Here is a 16619-nt window from a genome sequence, read left to right on the forward strand (position 1 = left end):
CCGCTCGCGCCTACAGGGACTTGTGAGAATCAGAACGGCCCGAAGCTCAACGGGTACTGGACCACGACATAAACCCGGTCGATGTCATCGCCCGCCTGGGCCGCGTTACCCCGGTGCGAGACATGGGACAGTTGCAGCGACAAGCCCTTGGCCGACCCTGACTGCACGACATAGCGCACATCGATATCCCGCTCCCAATGCTTGCCACCATTCCCTTGTTGCGGCACGTACTCGCCACTTTCCTCGTCGAACGGGTTATAGCCCCCGCCCTTGGGCGCGTGGGTGCCGTCGATGTTGCTGCCCCTTACATAACGGGTCATGAAGTTCAGCCCCGGAATGCCGAATTCACCCAAATCAAGGTCATAACGAGCCTGCCAGGAACGTTCATGGGCGCCGTTGAAGTCGGCGTACTTGATCGAGTTGGCCAGGTAGATGGAGTCGCCACCGACGAAATCGAAGGGCGTATCACCGTTGATTTGCTGGTAGGCGAGGGTAAAGGCTTGGGCGCCGAGGGTGTATTTGCCCGACAGACTGTAGGCGGTGTTGTCGATTGCCCCCGCCAATGCCCGGCCGGTGTCCTGCGTGTGGTACAGGTTCGCATCGAGAAAAATATCAGACTGCTTGAGGTGCAGATTGCCGTAGTACTGGTGCCAGGTGTCGCTCAGTTCGGAGGCATACAACGCACCGCCCACCGGGCTGTTGGTGAACAGGTCGGCCCCCAGGAAAGAAATCCCGCCAGCCTCGGTGTTGGCGCCGTAACCGAAAAAATCGCCCTTGCCCGATGAACTGTCCTGGTTCTTGAACGCCGTGAAGTGCCCGGCCACCAGGTTGATGCCGTCGATTTCCCGACTGTTCATCAGAAAACCCGTGGCGTACTCCGGTTGCAGGCGTTTGTCCGACGTATCGAACACCGGGGTTTCTACGGTCATTTCACCGAATGCCAGGGTGGTGCGAGACGCCTTGACCTTGATCGCGCCGCCGCCACTGGAGTAGTTGCTGTCGCTGCGACCGTCATCATCCAGCGGCAGCAATCCAGTGCCTGAATGGCCTTTACCGCCATCGAGCTTGAGCCCGAAAAACCCGTGGGCGTCGAGGCCAAAACCAATCGCGCCATCGGTGAAACCGGATTCAAAGTTGCTGATAAACCCTTGAGCCCATTCGGCTTTGTAGCTTTTTCCAGAAGGCGAGGGCGTTCGATAGTCGCTGTTGAGATAGAAGTTGCGACTCAACACCCCGAGCGTCGCACCGTCCAGAAAACCTGTGGGCGCCGGTTCATCTGCCAGGGCCGTGCCGGTCAGCAGTATCGACAAGCACAGGCTGCGATTTAACAAAGAAGACATCATGGGTTGATCACCACCAAGGCAGCGACTGCGCAAGCAAGTCACGCAGTCGCCGTTGTTGCTTAATGGCCTTCGGACGCGCCGAACATGGTTTTGGCGTAGATCAGGCCCAAACCGTAGGAGCCGCCATTGGCGATGGAGGTTTTCACGGTTTCTTCGTAGGTCTCGCTGCGTGCCCAGTCGCGTTGCAGTTCCAACAGGTATTGCAGCGATGTCATCGGCCGGGCGCCGAGCTGGATCATGCGTTGAATCGCCATGTCATGGGCTTCGATCGACACATCGCCACAGGCATCGGCGATGAAGTACACCTCGAAACCCTGGTCCAGGGCTGACAGCGCCGGGCCAACGATGCACACCGAGGTCCAGAGCCCGGCGAGAACGATTTTCTGCTTGCCGAACTTGTTCACTTCAACAGCGATGCGCTCGTCTTCCCAGGTGTTCATGCTGGTGCGGTCGATCACGTTGTGTTCCGGGAACACCGACTTGATTTCATCGAAGATCGGTCCGGAAAAGCTCTTCTCGGCCACAGTGGTGAGAATGGTCGAAACCTTGAAGCCACGCGCAGCCTTGGCCACCAGCGCGGCGTTGTTGCGCAGGGTCACGGCATCGATGGACTTGGTCGCGAAGGACATCTGCGACTGGTGATCAATCATGATCAGGGTGTGGTCGGTAGGGGTCAGCAGGGTTTTGCCGGGAACTGCTTTTGCAATGGCCATCACAAGGTCCTTACGGGAGTGAGTGAAGGCTCATGGTTGCGCAGATTCGGCTGGGGATCTTGAGTGGATGTGCTGTGTTTGTGTGTGGTATGAGCCCTGCGCGATGCAAGTTCATCGCGCAGGACGGCGGGTCATTGCATCACATACCGCCCCGGTGCCGACTCAATCGCCGGGAATTGGGCATTGCCGATGTGCAGCGCCGAAGGCTGGCGCTCCCCGGCGTGTTCGGCCAGCCAGGCAAACCAGTCATTCCACCAGCTACCGGGATGTTGCTGGGCATTCATGAACCATGTGTCCGGTTTTTTGCTGATGCGGTTGTTGGTCCAGTAATGACGCTTCTGATTGGCCGGCGGGTTGATCACCCCGGCGATATGCCCCGAGGCGCCGAGCACAAAGCGCTTGGTCCCGCCGAGCAGTTCGGTGCTGGCGTAGGCGCTTCGCCACGGCACGATGTGGTCGTCGTGGGTGGCGAGGATGTAGGCCGGTGCCTCGATGGCCCGCAGGTCGAGTTTGACCCCGCAGCAATCCAGCTCACCGGACTTCAAGTCGTTCTGCAAATACGTGTGGCGCAAATACCAGCAATACATCGGGCCGGGCAGGTTGGTGCTGTCGTTGTTCCAGAACAGCAGGTCCAGGGCGACCGGCTTCTGGCCCTTGAGGTATTTGTCGACGTTGTAGTTCCACCACAAGTCATTGGGGCGCAGCAGGGAGAAGGTGTTGCCCATGTCCTCGCCCTTGAACAGGCCGATGGGGCCGTCCAGCCCGCCGATGGTGCGTTCGCGGTAGGCCACCAGTTTTTCGTCGACAAAGATGTCGATGGGGCCGGTGTCGAGGTAATCGAGGAATGTGGTCAACAGGCTGACGCTGGCGATGTCTTTATCGCCACGCGCGGCCAACACCGCCAGCGCCGTGCTCAACAGCGTGCCGCCGATACAGAAGCCGACGCAATTGGGTCGTTGCTCGCCGCTGATCTCGCGGGTCACTTGCAGGCCTTTGATGATGCCGGTTTCGATCAGGTCATCCCACGTGGTGTTGGCGTGGGCCTGGTCGAAGTTGCGCCAGGACATCAGAAACACCGGATGGCCTTGCTGCAACAGATGGCCGATCATCGAGTTGTCGGGGCGCAAATCGAGGATGTAGTACTTGTTGATCGACGGCGGCACCACGAACACCGGGCGCCGGTACTGGGTTTCGGTTTGCGGGTAGTACTGGATCAGCTGGAACAATTCGTTCTCGAACACCACTTCGCCGGGTGTTGTCGCCAGGTCCTCGCCGACCTTGAACGCATTGCTGTCGCACTGGCGCATCTTGCCTTCTTGCAGGTCGCTGGCCAGGTGCAGCAACCCCGTGAGCAGGCTGGCGCCCTGGGTATCGACCACCCGTTGTAACGCGTCAGGGTTACTCGCCAGGAAGTTGCTCGGCGCGCCGGCGGCGATGGCTTGCTCCACCAGGTACAGCAGGCGTTGGCGCGGTTTCTTGTCCTTGATCGGCAACTTGTCGAGCAGCTTCAGCAGAAAGCCGGCGTTGAGCAGGTAAAACGCGGCGAGTGAACCGAACAGCGGTTGGCTCCAGGCGCCGCTGGCGAAGCGTCGATCATCGAAGGTGAACGGCTGGCCGGTCATCAGGCGCTGGCCGAGGTCACCCCATTGCAGTTGATAGTCGGACTGCAGGCTGTCGAGGGTGCCACGGGGCAGGTCAAACCAGTCGTTGTATTCCTGCCCGGTGAACCACGGATTAGTGCTGACCCACAGGCGTAATTGTTGCACTGCAAAGGAGGCAATGAACGGAACCTGGCCAGACCAGTAAGTGTTGAAGGTGTGCGCGTTGTTATCCATGGAACTCCTTGCCCACAAAGGTCAGCCGGGCAGAAAAAAGCGCGACACCGCGTACGGTGCCGCGTCATTAGCAAAGGCAAGCAGTTCGGTGTGACTAGCGCTCGATGACCAGGCTGACGCCTTGCCCGCCACCGATGCACAACGTGGCCAGGCCTTTATGGCCATCGCGACGAATCAGTTCGAACAACAGCGACACCAGAATCCGTGCCCCTGAGGCGCCGATCGGATGACCGAGGGCAATCGCACCGCCGTTGACGTTGACCTTGCTGGTGTCCCAGCCCAGTTCTTTGCCGACCGCCAGTGACTGCGCAGCGAAGGCTTCATTGGCTTCGATCAGGTCCAGGTCATCAAGGCTCCAGCCGGCCTTTTCCAGCGCCAGGCGGGTGGCCGGAACCGGGCCGATGCCCATGATCGACGGGTCAACGCCGGCACTGGCGTACGCCTTGATCCGCGCCAGGACCGGTAACCCCAAGGCTTGGGCCTTGGCGGCGCTGGCCAGCAACAGCACGGCGGCGCCGTCGTTGAGGGTCGACGAGTTGCCGGCGGTAACGCTGCCGTCTTTCTGGAACGCCGGCTTCAGCTTGCCCAGGGACTGGGCGCTGCTGTCCGCTCGTGGCTGTTCATCGGTGTCGAAGGCCAGCGGTTCGCCCTTGCGCTGGGGAATCAGGATCGGGGTGATTTCACGCTTGAAGTACCCGGCTTCGATGGCCGCTGCGGCTTTCTGCTGCGAGGCGGCGGCGAAGGTGTCCTGTTGCTCACGGGTGACACTGTATTTCTCAGCCAGATTCTCTGCGGTGATGCCCATGTGGTAGTCGTTGAAGGCATCCCACAAACCGTCCTGAATCACGCTGTCTTGCAGTTGCGCATGGCCCAGGCGCAAACCGGTGCGGGCCTTGGGCAGGACGTAAGGCGCCAGGCTCATGTTTTCCTGGCCGCCGGCAATCACCAGTTCGGCGTCACCACAGCGGATGGCCTGGACCGCCAGTTGCACAGCCTTGAGCCCGGAGCCACAGACTTTGTTCAGGGTCATGGCAGGGGTGGTGAAGGGCAGGCCGGCCTTGATCGCGGTCTGGCGTGCCGGGTTCTGTCCGGCACCGGCGCTGAGCACCTGGCCGAGGATCACTTCATCGATCTGTTCGCCGTTGATACCGGTCTGTTCCAGCAAGCGGCGAATCAGCGCCGCGCCCAGTTCGGTGGCCGGAATCGCGGACAAGGCACCCTGGAAGCTGCCAATGGCGGTACGAGTAGCGGCAACGATTACGACTTCGTTCATGCGTGACCTCATTAAGAATGTGTCGAACGGCAGCAGGGCCTCCTTGCCCTGCACGGGTTACTGCATATTCATGCCGCCGTTGACCGAGAAGTCGGCACCGGTGCTGTAGGCCGACTCATCGGACGCCAGCCAGGCGACGATGGAGGCAATTTCTTCCGGTTGGCCGAGGCGACCGACTGGTGTGGCGGCGATCATGCTGTCGAGGATGTCCGGGCGAATGGCCGCGGTCATGCTGGTCTGGATGTAGCCCGGCGACACGGTATTGACGGTCACGCCCTTGCCCGACACTTCCCGCGCCAGGGCCATGGTGAAACCGTGGATGCCGGCCTTGGCCGCGCTGTAGTTGGTCTGGCCGAACTGGCCGCGTTGGCCGTTGATGGACGAGATGTTGATGATCCGGCCCCAGCCTTTGCTCAACATGCCTTCAATCACCTGTTTGGTGGTGTTGAACATGCCGCTGAGGTTGGTGCCGATCACCGCGTTCCAGTCTTCGGGGGTGAGCTTGCGGAACGAGGCATCCCGGGTGATGCCGGCGTTGTTGACCAGCACGTCCACCGGACCGTACGTCTCCTTGACCCACTCAAACGCCGCGCGAGTTGACTCCCAGTCGGTGATGTCACCGTAGACAAAATGGAACTCGAACCCGGCTGCCGACTGGGCGGCGGCCCATTCTTCCTTGCGGCTGGAATTGGCGCTGCAGCCCACCACCACCTTGAAGCCTTCCTGGTAAAGACGCTGGCTGATCGCCGTACCAATCCCACCCATACCGCCGGTTACCAATGCAATACGACCAAGCGACTTCATAGACTTCTTCCTTTTATTATTTTGCGCTGCAAGATGGGAGGATTGTTCGGTATGGGTGGGGGCTGGGGAAGTGTTGTGAGGTGACTGTTTGGTGTCCAACGACGCCAGAAGTCGCTAAAAGCGACGAGTACCTATACTGGGATCAACACTCGACACTGAACGGCCCAATATTCTTTGATTCAGACGCAGATCCGTATGGCCCGAACAGGATGTTCGGCACCACAGGTCATTGAGGACGCCCATGTACAGAATGAGTTCAGGCTATGCCAGCGTGCTGGTGAATACGCTTTCTGCTCAAGGACTGGATGTCGCCAGCTTGTGCCAAGAGGCCGGACTGGACATCCATCTGGCGAAACTGCCCGGTGCGTTTTGCGAACGCCGGGCGATCTATCGATTGTGGGCCCTGGCCGCGCAGGCCAGCGCTGACCCGGACATCGGCTTGAAAGCCTATGGCAACTTCCATCCCGGCAGTTTCCAGATTGTCGGCTACACCATGATGTCCAGCCTGAACCTGAAAAGGGCGATAGAACGGCTGGTGCGTTTCAGCCCGTTGATCGGTACCGGCTTCAGCCTGTTTTTCACCGCTGAGCAGCAAAACTTTCGATTGGCGGCGCTTGATCATCAGCAGGCCGGCTCGGTCAAACCCCGGCAATACGTCGACGCCGCCCTGGCGTCCCTGATGGGGTTTTGCCGTTGGCTGGCAGGCGGCAACTCGCCGCAGCCGTTGCAGGTGCAGTTCAGTTATCCCGAACCCGCCGACACTTCGGAACATCGGCGTTTGTTTGGCTGCAACCTGCAGTTCAACGCACCCTACGACAGCATTCTGTTCGACGGCCAGGAAGTGCTGCGCCCGTTGAGCATGGCCAACGAGACACTGGCGGTGCTGCACGACAGTTTTGCCGAGGCACAACTTGACCTGCTGTTTGGCTTCTCGATTGTCGGCCGGATTCGCGCGTTGATCAGCGAGCGGTTGAGCCAGGGGCAAGGGCAGTACGACATGGAGTCGATCGCCGCGGCGCTGAACATCAGCAAACGTACGCTGCAACGCTCGCTGGAAAAGGAAGGGACGCAATTCAAGGATGTGCAGAATGCGGTGCGCCGGCAATTGGCTGACTACTACCTGCGCCACTCTCATTTCAACATGAAGCATGTGGCGTATCTCCTTGGTTTCCATGACCACAGCAGCTTCAACAAGGCGTGCAGCCGGTGGTTCGGGATGACGCCGGGGCAGTATCGGGCGGATGAATCTTTTGACGTCGAGACAGCCGCATCGGCCTGATCTGGCCGATGCGGTTCGGTTTTATTTCTTTGGTGGTTTCTTCGAGGTTTTGCGGGGTTTGGTGGGTTGCGGCGTCGGGACTTCAACCTTGGCGACAGGCGCGGGTTGTTCAGGAACTGCATCAGCCTCGCTGGGCGGTTGAGTCAGGTCAAAACCCGGTAGCGGTACTTCAAGCAAGGTGTGCAACTCGCACCAGAATCCGTGCCCGGCCGCGTTCTCGTTCAACAGTTCCGGCAGCAGATTGGCAACGGCGGCCAATACCTGCTGGCGCTCCTCGGTTTCAGGCAGCAATAGCGGCAGGCTTTGCAGGCTTTCTTGCGGATAAGTGAGGACCAGCATTTTCTGCGTTTGCAGGGTGTCACGCAGATCCAGCGGTTCGACGCTGTGGTCCTGCAACAAGCGCTGCATTTGTTCGAGCAGTTTGTCGAGATTGGCTTTGCCTCGCGCGTCGCTGTCGCGGTCCAGCAGGAACAGGATGCGCACCAGCGCTTCCATCAGGCCGCCCAGGGGCAGGGCGGTTTGCAGGCGTTCGAGCAGTGCTTTGTCGTGGTTCTCGGCGTGGGCTTGCAGATCGCGCGTTGGCACGTTGCCGCTGAGTTGGTTGAGTGCGCCGTAGACGCCGTAGAAACACAGTTCCTGGGTGGCATCGCGTAGATCGCGGTAGGCGTTCAAAGTGTCCTGAACCTGGTTGGAGAACAACGCCTGCAAGGCCAGCAACGGATTGTCGGTGGCGGCGGGGCGACGCTCATTGCGCACCTGGGCGGCGCTGCCGGCCAGCCACCAGAGGGCCGGGTTCGAACTGCTCCAGAGCACTTGTTGCTGATGGAACGGATGGGCCTTGCGTAGCAGATCGGCGGTCGGTTCATTGATCAACGGACGCAGCCACGGCCGAATGAAGCCGTCGTACACGCTGTTGTTGATACTCGAGGCGCGTTCGACCAGGGCGAATTCGCGATCATCATCCCGGGGCGGCGGCACTTCGCCATGGATGTCGGCGATGCGTCGGGGTTCGAAACGCACGGCGTATTGCGTGTCGGGTAGATCGTCGATCAGCATTTCATAGAGCCCGGCGGGCAGGGCGTTGATGGTCTCGACCGCACCCAGCAGCTCGCGGTGTTCACGCCGGGCCACTTCGCCGGAGACGAAAATCCCCAGGTGGCCGATGCTCGCGTGACGCAGGTAGACAATGGTCCGCCCGGCGTTCTGCAAGGCCAGGTCACTGGGGTAGACATCGGCGATCCAGTCCAGCGCCTGTTGCGGCGAGGTGATGTTGTCGCCATAGGAACAAAACACCACCACGGGCACTTCGATGCGCTTGAGGTCGAGCCCGCTGCTCTTGCGCCCCAGGCCGCCGGACAGCTGATTGCCGATGAACAGGTCGTCGACAATCATCTCGATTTCTTCGCCGTTCAGCAGCGTCGGGCTGCCCCACCAGCGTTCGAAGTCGAGGAAGCGCGCGGCTTCGGTGTCGACTTCGCTAAACAGGTGGTAGTACTTGCCCCAATAGGTGTTGGCCGGGTCGAGGTTTTCGAAATTGCTCACCAGCCAGGTGCCGTCGAACCGCTCGTTGCCCAGATCGCTACCCAAACGCGCCATCCAGCCACCGCCGAGCAAACCGCCGGTGTAGCGCATCGGGTTGCGGCCATTGACCCCGGCCCAGTACGACAGCGGTGCCCCGTTGACGATGATCAGCCCCGGCAGTTCGGGGCGTGTGGCGGCCAGTCCCATCAACGCCCAACCTGCCTGGCAGTTGCCGATCACCACCGGTTTGGCGCTGGCGGGATGCCGGGCACTGACTGTTTCGATGAACCGCGCTTGCGCCTCGACGATGTCCGCCAGGGTTTGCCCGGGAGCGGGTGAGTGACTGAACGAGATGAAGTAGGTGGGATGACCGGCGCGCAGGCTTTCGCCAATGAGTGAATCCTGCTTGAAGCCGCCGATGCCGGAGCCATGGCCGCCGCGCGGGTCGATGATGATCACCGGTGGCTGGCTGTCGATGGCTGGTTCGGCGCTGAGGATGCGCAACAGTGAGTAGTTGACCGGGCGCGGCAGGTCGGCGCCGTTGACCAGGGTTTCATGCTCGAACTTGAGCAGCAGCGGAAAGCCTGCCCGCTCGTGGGCCAAGGTGTTGTCGCCGCGCTGGCGCAAGGTGTCCCAGAACAACAGGCTGCGTTGGCTGAGGTCGGTGAAGTATTCCTGCCAGTGCGCCGCCGTCGGTTGTTTGAGCTGGCCCTGGCTGAGCGGCGCGAAGGTTTTTGCCTGGCGCTGCTGCACCGCGTCGAGCACGTTGCGGGTATTGAGCTGTTGTAGGTGATTCAGGTGCTCGAACAACCCGGTCGCCGGGGAAAGCCCCTCATCTTGCAGCGCAATATTTTCTTCCTGGCCCATGGTGAACTCCTGACACGGTGCGGGGGGAATCGTCAGTCAGTCTAGCGATGGCTAGGCCGGTCATCGGATTTCCACGAGTCTATAGTGAATAACTACCGCAGGAGTACCGTTTATTTTGCAGTGCACAAAATATCCGTTGCCAAACCTTTTTGTGCACTGCAATATCAAGGCTAACGCGACGACTGCCCGGATCGCTGTCGCGTCCTCAGGCCTGAATGGGCCTTCCAGTACCAGGAGATTTCAGCATGTCTTTTTTCAACTCGGAAAAACTGCAAGCCACCCAGAAAGCCAACCTCGACCTGTTGCAGCAGATCAGCGGCAAAGTCTTCGCCAGCGTTGAACAACTGAGCCAGTTGCAGTTCAAGGCACTGCGCGACTCCACCGAGGAGCACTTCGAAGGCGTGCGCAAGCTGCTGGCGGTGCGTGATCCACAAGGTTTCGCTGATTTGCAGGCGTCGTTCACCCAACCGAGCGCGCAAACCGAACGCCTGGCTGAATTCAATCGTCAGGTTCAGGCGCTGATCGTCGGCACCCAGTCGGAGATCGCCAAACTGACCGAAGGTCAAGTCCAAGCGGGCACTCAGCAGGTGAATGAGTTCGTCGAGTCGATCAGCAAGAATGCACCGGCTGGCTCCGAGCCAGTGGTCGCGGCCTTCAAATCGGGTCTGGCGAATGCCGGTACCGTGTTCGAAAGCGCACAGAAGGCGGTAAAGCAGGCGTCTGATGTAGCCCAGAGTGGCTTCGACGCTGCGACCGCTGCCGCCGGCAAAGCTGCTCCAGAAGCAGGTGCCAAGACTACCAACGGCAACAAATAAGTCAGATCAGGCCAGCATCACCGATGGCGATGGGATTATTCCCCATCGCCATTTTTTTTCGTCCCGTTATCGGTGCCCGGCTTGGCGCCGAACAGGCCGAACATGTTCTGGGTATTGAGGTAGAGCGCCTTGGACTGATCGACGTATTGGCGCATCAAGTCCTGCATCACCGGCGCCTGCTGGTGCATGAAGGTGCTCCAGTCCTCGGACGACTGGGCGCCGGTCTGGGACTGGATGTCGATCACGGTCTGGATGCTTTTATCCAGGTAGCTGCCGAGCACGCCCTGGTACGGGCCGTAGAACTGGATGATGCCCATCAGCATCTCGCTGCTGAAGATTGGCTCACCACCGCTTTCGGCTTCGAGGATGACTTGCAACAGAATACTGCGGGTCAAGTCCTCGCCAGTTTTGGCATCGACCACCTGGAACGGGATTTTATCGACCACCAATTGCCGAATATCGGCCAGGGTCAAGTGGCTGCTGGTATGGGTGTCGTACAGGCGGCGATTGGGGTATTTCTTGATCAGGCGGGGGGTGTTGGGGTTGTTAACGGTCATGCGGGGCGTCTCGCGGCGAGCCTGATTTGCAGGCATCTTAACCTACTATCGCCGATGTCGCCGACCCGCCGAGCCCTGTAGGAGCGAGGCTTGCTCGCGAAGACGTTGTGTCAGTCACTGTCGATGTTGGATGTGCCGACGCTTTCGCGGGCAAGCCTTGCTCCTACAAGATCACAAACAGACCGCAACGCCGCCTGACGACCACGCCCCCTGTAGGAGCGAGGCTTGCCCGCGAAGACGTTGCGTCAGTCACTGTCGATGTTGGATGTGCCGACGCTTTCGCGGGCAAGCCTTGCTCCTACAGGTGATGTGGTGGTTCAGCTTCGGTGATCGTTCCCACGCAGGAGCGTGGGAACGATCATGTGGTGCTTACCAGATCGGCAAGCTATAGCTGACGATCAACCGGTTCTCATCCAGATCACTGCCGAAATTCGTCGAGCGCACGGTCGCATTGCGCCATTTCACCCCAACGTTCTTCAGTGGGCCACTCTGCACGACATAACCGATATCGGTATCGCGCTCCCATTCCTTTCCCTCCGGGCGATTGCCGCCCAGATCGATATTGTCGCCCGTGAGATAACGGGTCATGAAGGTCAGCCCCGGCACGCCAATGGCTGCGAAGTTGTAGTCGTAACGGGCCTGCCAGGACTTTTCATCCTTGCTGGCGAAGTCGCCGATCTGCACGAAGTTGACCAGGAACGCGTCAGTGCCATTGATGTAGGCAAACCCGGTGTCGCCGCTCATGCTCTGATAACCCAGGCCCAGCGCATGCCCGCCGAGGCTGTAGGTGAACATCGCCCCCAGCGCCTTGTTGTCGACGTTGCTGCCGCCATCGTCGGTGGAGCGGGCAAAGCGCAAATCACTCTTGAACGACTGGCCCGCCGTCACCGGCAACACGTAAGTCAGGTTGACCATGTGCTGGCTGTAGAGGTTGTCGAGATGGCCATAGCTGTAGCCCGTGGCGAGGTTGCCGGTCCATTTGTAGTTGAGGCTGGCAAAGTCGAAGCTGTCGCTGGTGGTGTGCGGCGTGATGATGCCTTTGGCGCCGGTCCGGGTGATGCCCATGTCTTCATAGTCGGAGGAATCGCGCTGATTGACTTGTTTCAGGCGTCCGCCGTCCACGGTCAGGCCTTCGACTTCCAGCGAGGTCAACTGACCGCCCTCGAACGTCTGTGGCAACAGCCGCGAATCATTGGCCAACACCGTCGGCAACTTCGGCAGCAAAGTGCCGAGTTTCAGCACCGTTTTCGAGGCGCGCACCTTCGCTGTCACGCCCAAGTCGCCGTACTCGTCCTGAGCACCCTTGCTGGTGGTGCGATGGCGTTGCAGCAACCCGGAACCGGCGCGATCCGGGCTCGAATCGAGTTTGACCCCGAGCAGGCCAATAGCATCGACACCGAAGCCGACCAACCCATCCGTGAAGCCCGATTCATAGCGCAGCAGAAAACCCTGGGCCCATTCCTCTTGTTTCGATTGCGCAGCGTTGTCCTGGCGAAAGTCGCGGTTGAAGTAGAAGTTGCGCAGTTCCAGGCTGGCTTTGCTGTCCTTGATAAAGTCAGCGGCAGCGGGGGCCGAGAGGCTGATGACGCCACCGGCCAGTAACAGTCGGGTAGCGAGCGTGCGGGTGTGACGGTCCATGGTGAAGCCCCTTTATTTTTATTGTTGGAATAGTCGGCCATGCACCCTCGCCAGACGGGCGAGGGCTTGTTCAGTAAAAAACGCGAACGCCCAAAATGAGGAGCGGGGGCGCCGCGTGCGGTTCAATCGTCAGAACTGTTCGGCGCTCAGGCCATACAACGAGCCACTGCCGGCGCGAATGGATTGCTCCAGGCTCAAAATGCGCGGGAGCAAACGCTCGATGTAGAAATCGGCGGTGGCGATTTTCGCGCCGTAGAACGCCGGATCGTCACTGCGCTTTTTCTTCGCGACCTGGGCCATTCGCGCCCACAGCCAGGCGTAGGCGACATACCCGAACAAGTGCAGGTATTCCACCGACGCGGCGCCGATTTCATTGCGGTTGGTCGCGGCCTGGTCTTGCAGCCAGTCGCTGAGATTTTCCAGGCGCTGCACGGCATCGAACAGTTGAATGGAGTAGGGCGCGTCGGGCTGATGGGCGAAGTGGCGGATCTCGCCGGTGAACTGGCGCAGCACCACGCCGCTGTCGGCCAGCACTTTGCGTCCGAGCAAGTCCAGCGCCTGGATGCCGTTGGTGCCTTCGTAGATCTGCGCGATACGCACGTCACGCACCAGTTGCTCCTGGCCCCATTCGCGGATGTAACCGTGACCGCCGAACACTTGCTGGCCGTGGATGCAGCTGTCGAGGCCGGTGTCGGTGAAAAATGCCTTGGCCACCGGGGTCAGCAGCGCCACCAGGGTTTGCGCGTTGTCGCGCTCCCGGGCGTCGTCGGAGAACTTCGCCAAATCCAGTTGCTGGCCGACGTAACTGGCAAACGCGCGGCCACCTTCGGTCATGGCTTTCATGCTCAGCAGCATGCGGCGCACATCGGGGTGGACGATGATCGGGTCGGCGATCTGGCTCGGCGCCAGGGTACCGACCGGCGATCGGCTCTGGACCCGTTCGCGGGCATATTTCACCGCGCTCTGATAGGACGCCTCTGCGCAACCGATGCCCTGAATGCCGATCGACAGGCGCTCGTAGTTCATCATGGTGAACATCGCCGCCAAGCCTTTGTTGGCTTCACCCACCAACCAACCGCTGGCACCGTCGAAGTTCATCACGCAGGTGGCCGAGGCCTTGATGCCCATCTTGTGTTCGATCGAGCCGCAACTCACGGCGTTGGCATGGCCGAGGGAGCCGTCGGCATTCACCAGCACTTTGGGCACCACAAACAGCGAGATCCCTTTAGGCCCGGCCGGCGCGTCCGGCAGTTTGGCCAGCACCAGATGGATGATGTTTTCGGTCAGGTCCTGATCGCCGCCGGTGATGAAGATCTTGCTGCCGCTGAGCTGGTAACTGCCATCGGCCTGGGGTTCGGCGCGGGTGCGGATCAGCCCCAGGTCAGTACCGGCGTGGGCTTCGGTCAGGCACATGGAACCGGCCCAGCGGCCTTCGTACATCGGCGGCAGGTAGAGATTTTTCAGTTCTTCGCTGGCGTGGGCATCGATGGCCAGACAGGCACCGGAACTCAATGCCGAATAGAGCGCAAAGCTGGAATTGGCGCCGTAGAGCATTTCTTCGAACTGCACCGCGAGCATCTTCGGCATGCCCATGCCGCCGAACTCGGCGTTGCCGGACAAGCCGACCCAGCCGCCTTCGATGTAAGTGGTGTAAGCCTGTTTGAAACCGATCGGCGTCGTGACCTGGCCATAGACCCAATGCGCGCCTTCTTCGTCGCCGCTGCGATTCAAGGGTGCAATCAGGTGCGAGGTGACTTTCGCCGCCTCTTCAAGAATCGCGTCGGCAGTGTCGGCATCGACATTGTCCGCCAGGGCCGGCAGGCGCGCCCACAGGGCCGGGGCGTTGAACACTTCATGCAGCACGAAGCGCATGTCGCGCAGGGGAGCGTTGAATTCGGGCATAGCGTGAACCTCGTTGGGACGGTGGGCACGGCGCCGCAACGGCGGGCCGTGCTTTTTCAATCAATGACTGGAAGCGCTGGCGGCACCGAGACCGGTCTGGGCGCGCACGAACTGGTCGGCGTAGGCATCACGTTCCTTGTCGGCGCGCACGCTGCGGTCGAGTTTCGACACGACCACAATCACCAGGAACGCCAGCGGCATGGAGAACAGCGCCGGGTGGTCGTAGGGGAAGATCGCGTGGGCGTGGCCGAGCACGGTGACCCACACGGCTGGCGACAGAATCACCAGCACCAGCGCACAGATCAGCCCGGCGAAACCGCCGAGGATCGCGCCTTTGGTGGTCAGGCCTTTCCAGTACATGGCCATGATCAGCACCGGGAAGTTGGTCGACGCGGCGATGCCGAACGTCAGGCCCACCAGGAACGCGACGTTCATCTTCTCGAACAGAATGCCCAGCAAAATCGCGACGATGCCCAGGCCGACGGTAGCCATGCGCGTCACGCGCATTTCCTGTTTCTCGCTGGCCTTGCCTTTCTTGAACACCGTGGCGTACAGGTCGTGGGAAATCGCCGAGGCACCGGCCAGGGCGAGCCCGGAGACCACCGCCAGAATGGTGGCGAAGGCGACGGCGGCGAGGAAACCGAAGAACAGGTTCCCACCCACCGCTTTGGCCAGGTGCATGGCAACCATGTTGCCGCCGCCGATCAAGGCACCGCCGACTTCACCGTTGACGTAGTACTGCGGATCGGTGCCGATGATCACCATCGCCGCGAAGCCCAAGGTGCAGACCACGAGGAAGAAGAAACCGATGAAACCGGTGGCGTAGAACACCGATTTACGCGCTTCCTTGGCGTTCGGCACGGTGAAGAAGCGCATCAGGATGTGCGGCAACCCGGCAATCCCGAATACCAACCCGAGGGACATGGACGCGGTGTTGATCGGGTCGGCGAGCATTGCGCCTGGCCCCATGATGTTCCAGCCGCTGGCGTGGGCCTGGACCGCTTTGGCGGCGAGGGTTTCGTAGCTGAAACCGAATTGCGACATGGCCATGACCGCCAGGGTCGTACCACCGGCGAGCAGCAACACAGCCTTGATGATCTGCACCCAGGTGGTGGCGATCATGCCGCCGAAGATTACGTACACCAGCATCAGCGCACCGACGATCACCACCGCCACCGGGTAGTCGAGGCCAAACAACAATTTGATCAACTGCCCGGCACCGACCATCTGCACGATCAAGTAGCAGCACACCACGGTCAGCGACCCGAACGCGGCGAAGATCCGCACTTTGTTCTGGTCCAGGCGATAGGACACGATGTCGGCGAAGGTGTAGCGCCCCAGATTGCGCAAGCGCTCGGCCATCAGGAAGGTGATGATCGGCCAGCCGACGAAGAAGCCGATGGTGTAGATGAAACCGTCGTAACCCTTGGCAAACACCAGGCTCGACAGCCCGAGCAACGTGGCGGCGGACATGTAGTCACCGGCAATCGCCAGACCGTTCTGGAACCCGGTGATGCCGCCACCCGCGGTGTAGAAATCCGAGGTGGATTTGGTTTGCCGCGCGGCCCACCAGGTGATGCACAGGGTGCCGAGCACGAACACAAAGAACATGCTGATCGCGTTCAGATTGAGCGGTTGTTTCTCCACTGCACCGGTCAGCGGCGCGGCGAGTACGACGCCAGACGACAGCAGGGCTGCACCCGCGAGGCAAAGCTTTCTGAGCCGCTTCATCACTTGCTCTCCTCAAGAATCGCCGCGCCGAGCGCATCGAACCGGGTGTTGGCGCGGTAGACGTACCACCCCGTCAGCAACCAGGAAAAAATGATGATCGCCGCGCCCACCGGCATGCCCAGGGTCAACATCCGGTGCTCGCCGAGCGGTGCATGCAGCCATTGCGGGGCAAACGCCACCACTAGCATGAACAGGTAATAGGTGCCCAGGACCGTGGCACTCAACGTCCAGGCCAGGCGCGAACGGCTGCTGACCAGTTGGAGGAATTTCGGATTCGCGCGAATCCGTTCGCAACGCTGGGTGTCGGTTGAATGGATGTCGATCATCGGTAGCTCCACATT

Annotated in this window: 13 protein-coding genes; 2 read left to right on the forward strand and 11 right to left on the reverse strand. The window is 60.6% G+C overall.

The genetic code is table 11. The features are described 5' to 3' along the window. Positions 1–29: 29 nt before the first annotated feature. The 5 genes from FQ192_RS21800 to phbB form a co-directional block, all read right to left on the reverse strand. Complete coding sequence (locus FQ192_RS21800; protein WP_256672327.1) at positions 30–1340, reverse strand: OprD family porin; 1311 nt, start codon at positions 1338–1340, stop codon at positions 30–32. Positions 1341–1402: 62 nt separating this feature from the next. Then, the gene (locus FQ192_RS21805) at positions 1403–2056 is read right to left on the reverse strand and encodes a hydrolase (RefSeq protein ID WP_123408357.1); all 654 of its coding nucleotides are present in this window, start codon (positions 2054–2056) and stop codon (positions 1403–1405) included. Positions 2057–2187: 131 nt separating this feature from the next. Next, positions 2188–3891: a class I poly(R)-hydroxyalkanoic acid synthase gene (phaC, locus tag FQ192_RS21810; RefSeq protein WP_149660395.1), complete on the reverse strand. Its 1704-nt coding sequence runs from the start codon at positions 3889–3891 to the stop codon at positions 2188–2190. Between the two features lie 94 nt (positions 3892–3985). Further along, positions 3986–5164, reverse strand: a complete 1179-nt coding sequence (locus FQ192_RS21815; RefSeq protein WP_149660396.1) for an acetyl-CoA C-acetyltransferase — start codon at positions 5162–5164, stop codon at positions 3986–3988. A 57-nt stretch (positions 5165–5221) separates the two neighbouring features. Next, positions 5222–5968, reverse strand: coding sequence for an acetoacetyl-CoA reductase (gene phbB / locus FQ192_RS21820; RefSeq protein ID WP_149660397.1), 747 nt, complete (start codon positions 5966–5968; stop codon positions 5222–5224). Between the two features lie 241 nt (positions 5969–6209). Between phbB and FQ192_RS21825 the strand changes: the two genes are divergently transcribed. After that, positions 6210–7247, forward strand: a complete 1038-nt coding sequence (locus FQ192_RS21825; protein ID WP_149660398.1) for an AraC family transcriptional regulator — start codon at positions 6210–6212, stop codon at positions 7245–7247. A gap of 21 nt (positions 7248–7268) precedes the next feature. Here FQ192_RS21825 and FQ192_RS21830 read toward each other — a convergent pair whose 3' ends face one another. Beyond that, entirely contained in the window at positions 7269–9635 is a 2367-nt protein-coding gene (locus FQ192_RS21830) for a DUF3141 domain-containing protein (RefSeq protein WP_149660399.1), read from the reverse strand. Between the two features lie 245 nt (positions 9636–9880). Here FQ192_RS21830 and FQ192_RS21835 point away from each other — a divergent pair, with 245 nt between their 5' ends. After that, positions 9881–10450, forward strand: a complete 570-nt coding sequence (locus FQ192_RS21835) for a phasin family protein (protein WP_149660400.1) — start codon at positions 9881–9883, stop codon at positions 10448–10450. Positions 10451–10485: 35 nt separating this feature from the next. Here FQ192_RS21835 and phaR read toward each other — a convergent pair whose 3' ends face one another. The 5 genes from phaR to FQ192_RS21860 form a co-directional block, all read right to left on the reverse strand. Further along, entirely contained in the window at positions 10486–11007 is a 522-nt protein-coding gene (gene phaR, locus FQ192_RS21840) for a polyhydroxyalkanoate synthesis repressor PhaR (protein ID WP_149660401.1), read from the reverse strand. 369 nt (positions 11008–11376) lie between these two features. After that, complete coding sequence (locus FQ192_RS21845; protein WP_149660402.1) at positions 11377–12645, reverse strand: OprD family porin; 1269 nt, start codon at positions 12643–12645, stop codon at positions 11377–11379. 129 nt (positions 12646–12774) lie between these two features. After that, entirely contained in the window at positions 12775–14547 is a 1773-nt protein-coding gene (locus tag FQ192_RS21850) for an acyl-CoA dehydrogenase C-terminal domain-containing protein (protein ID WP_149660403.1), read from the reverse strand. Positions 14548–14607: 60 nt separating this feature from the next. After that, positions 14608–16278 carry a cation acetate symporter gene (locus FQ192_RS21855; RefSeq protein ID WP_149660404.1) on the reverse strand — a complete coding sequence of 557 codons (1671 nt, stop codon included), beginning with the start codon at positions 16276–16278 and terminating at the stop codon, positions 14608–14610. Continuing rightward, positions 16278–16604 carry a DUF485 domain-containing protein gene (locus tag FQ192_RS21860; RefSeq protein WP_149660405.1) on the reverse strand — a complete coding sequence of 109 codons (327 nt, stop codon included), beginning with the start codon at positions 16602–16604 and terminating at the stop codon, positions 16278–16280. Before FQ192_RS21860 ends, FQ192_RS21855 begins: the two co-directional genes overlap by 1 nt. Positions 16605–16619: the final 15 nt, after the last annotated feature.

Source organism: Pseudomonas sp. ANT_J12 (genome assembly GCF_008370045.1).
Taxonomy (GTDB): Bacteria; Pseudomonadota; Gammaproteobacteria; order Pseudomonadales; family Pseudomonadaceae; genus Aquipseudomonas.

Coding starts and splice junctions, on each gene's coding strand:
- FQ192_RS21800 (WP_256672327.1), bottom strand. CDS start 1,340: ATGTCTTCTTTGTTAAATCGCAGCCTGTGCTTGTCGATACTGCTGACC.
- FQ192_RS21805 (WP_123408357.1), bottom strand. CDS start 2,056: ATGGCCATTGCAAAAGCAGTTCCCGGCAAAACCCTGCTGACCCCTACC.
- phaC (WP_149660395.1), bottom strand. CDS start 3,891: ATGGATAACAACGCGCACACCTTCAACACTTACTGGTCTGGCCAGGTT.
- FQ192_RS21815 (WP_149660396.1), bottom strand. CDS start 5,164: ATGAACGAAGTCGTAATCGTTGCCGCTACTCGTACCGCCATTGGCAGC.
- phbB (WP_149660397.1), bottom strand. CDS start 5,968: ATGAAGTCGCTTGGTCGTATTGCATTGGTAACCGGCGGTATGGGTGGG.
- FQ192_RS21825 (WP_149660398.1), top strand. CDS start 6,210: ATGTACAGAATGAGTTCAGGCTATGCCAGCGTGCTGGTGAATACGCTT.
- FQ192_RS21830 (WP_149660399.1), bottom strand. CDS start 9,635: ATGGGCCAGGAAGAAAATATTGCGCTGCAAGATGAGGGGCTTTCCCCG.
- FQ192_RS21835 (WP_149660400.1), top strand. CDS start 9,881: ATGTCTTTTTTCAACTCGGAAAAACTGCAAGCCACCCAGAAAGCCAAC.
- phaR (WP_149660401.1), bottom strand. CDS start 11,007: ATGACCGTTAACAACCCCAACACCCCCCGCCTGATCAAGAAATACCCC.
- FQ192_RS21845 (WP_149660402.1), bottom strand. CDS start 12,645: ATGGACCGTCACACCCGCACGCTCGCTACCCGACTGTTACTGGCCGGT.
- FQ192_RS21850 (WP_149660403.1), bottom strand. CDS start 14,547: ATGCCCGAATTCAACGCTCCCCTGCGCGACATGCGCTTCGTGCTGCAT.
- FQ192_RS21855 (WP_149660404.1), bottom strand. CDS start 16,278: ATGAAGCGGCTCAGAAAGCTTTGCCTCGCGGGTGCAGCCCTGCTGTCG.
- FQ192_RS21860 (WP_149660405.1), bottom strand. CDS start 16,604: ATGATCGACATCCATTCAACCGACACCCAGCGTTGCGAACGGATTCGC.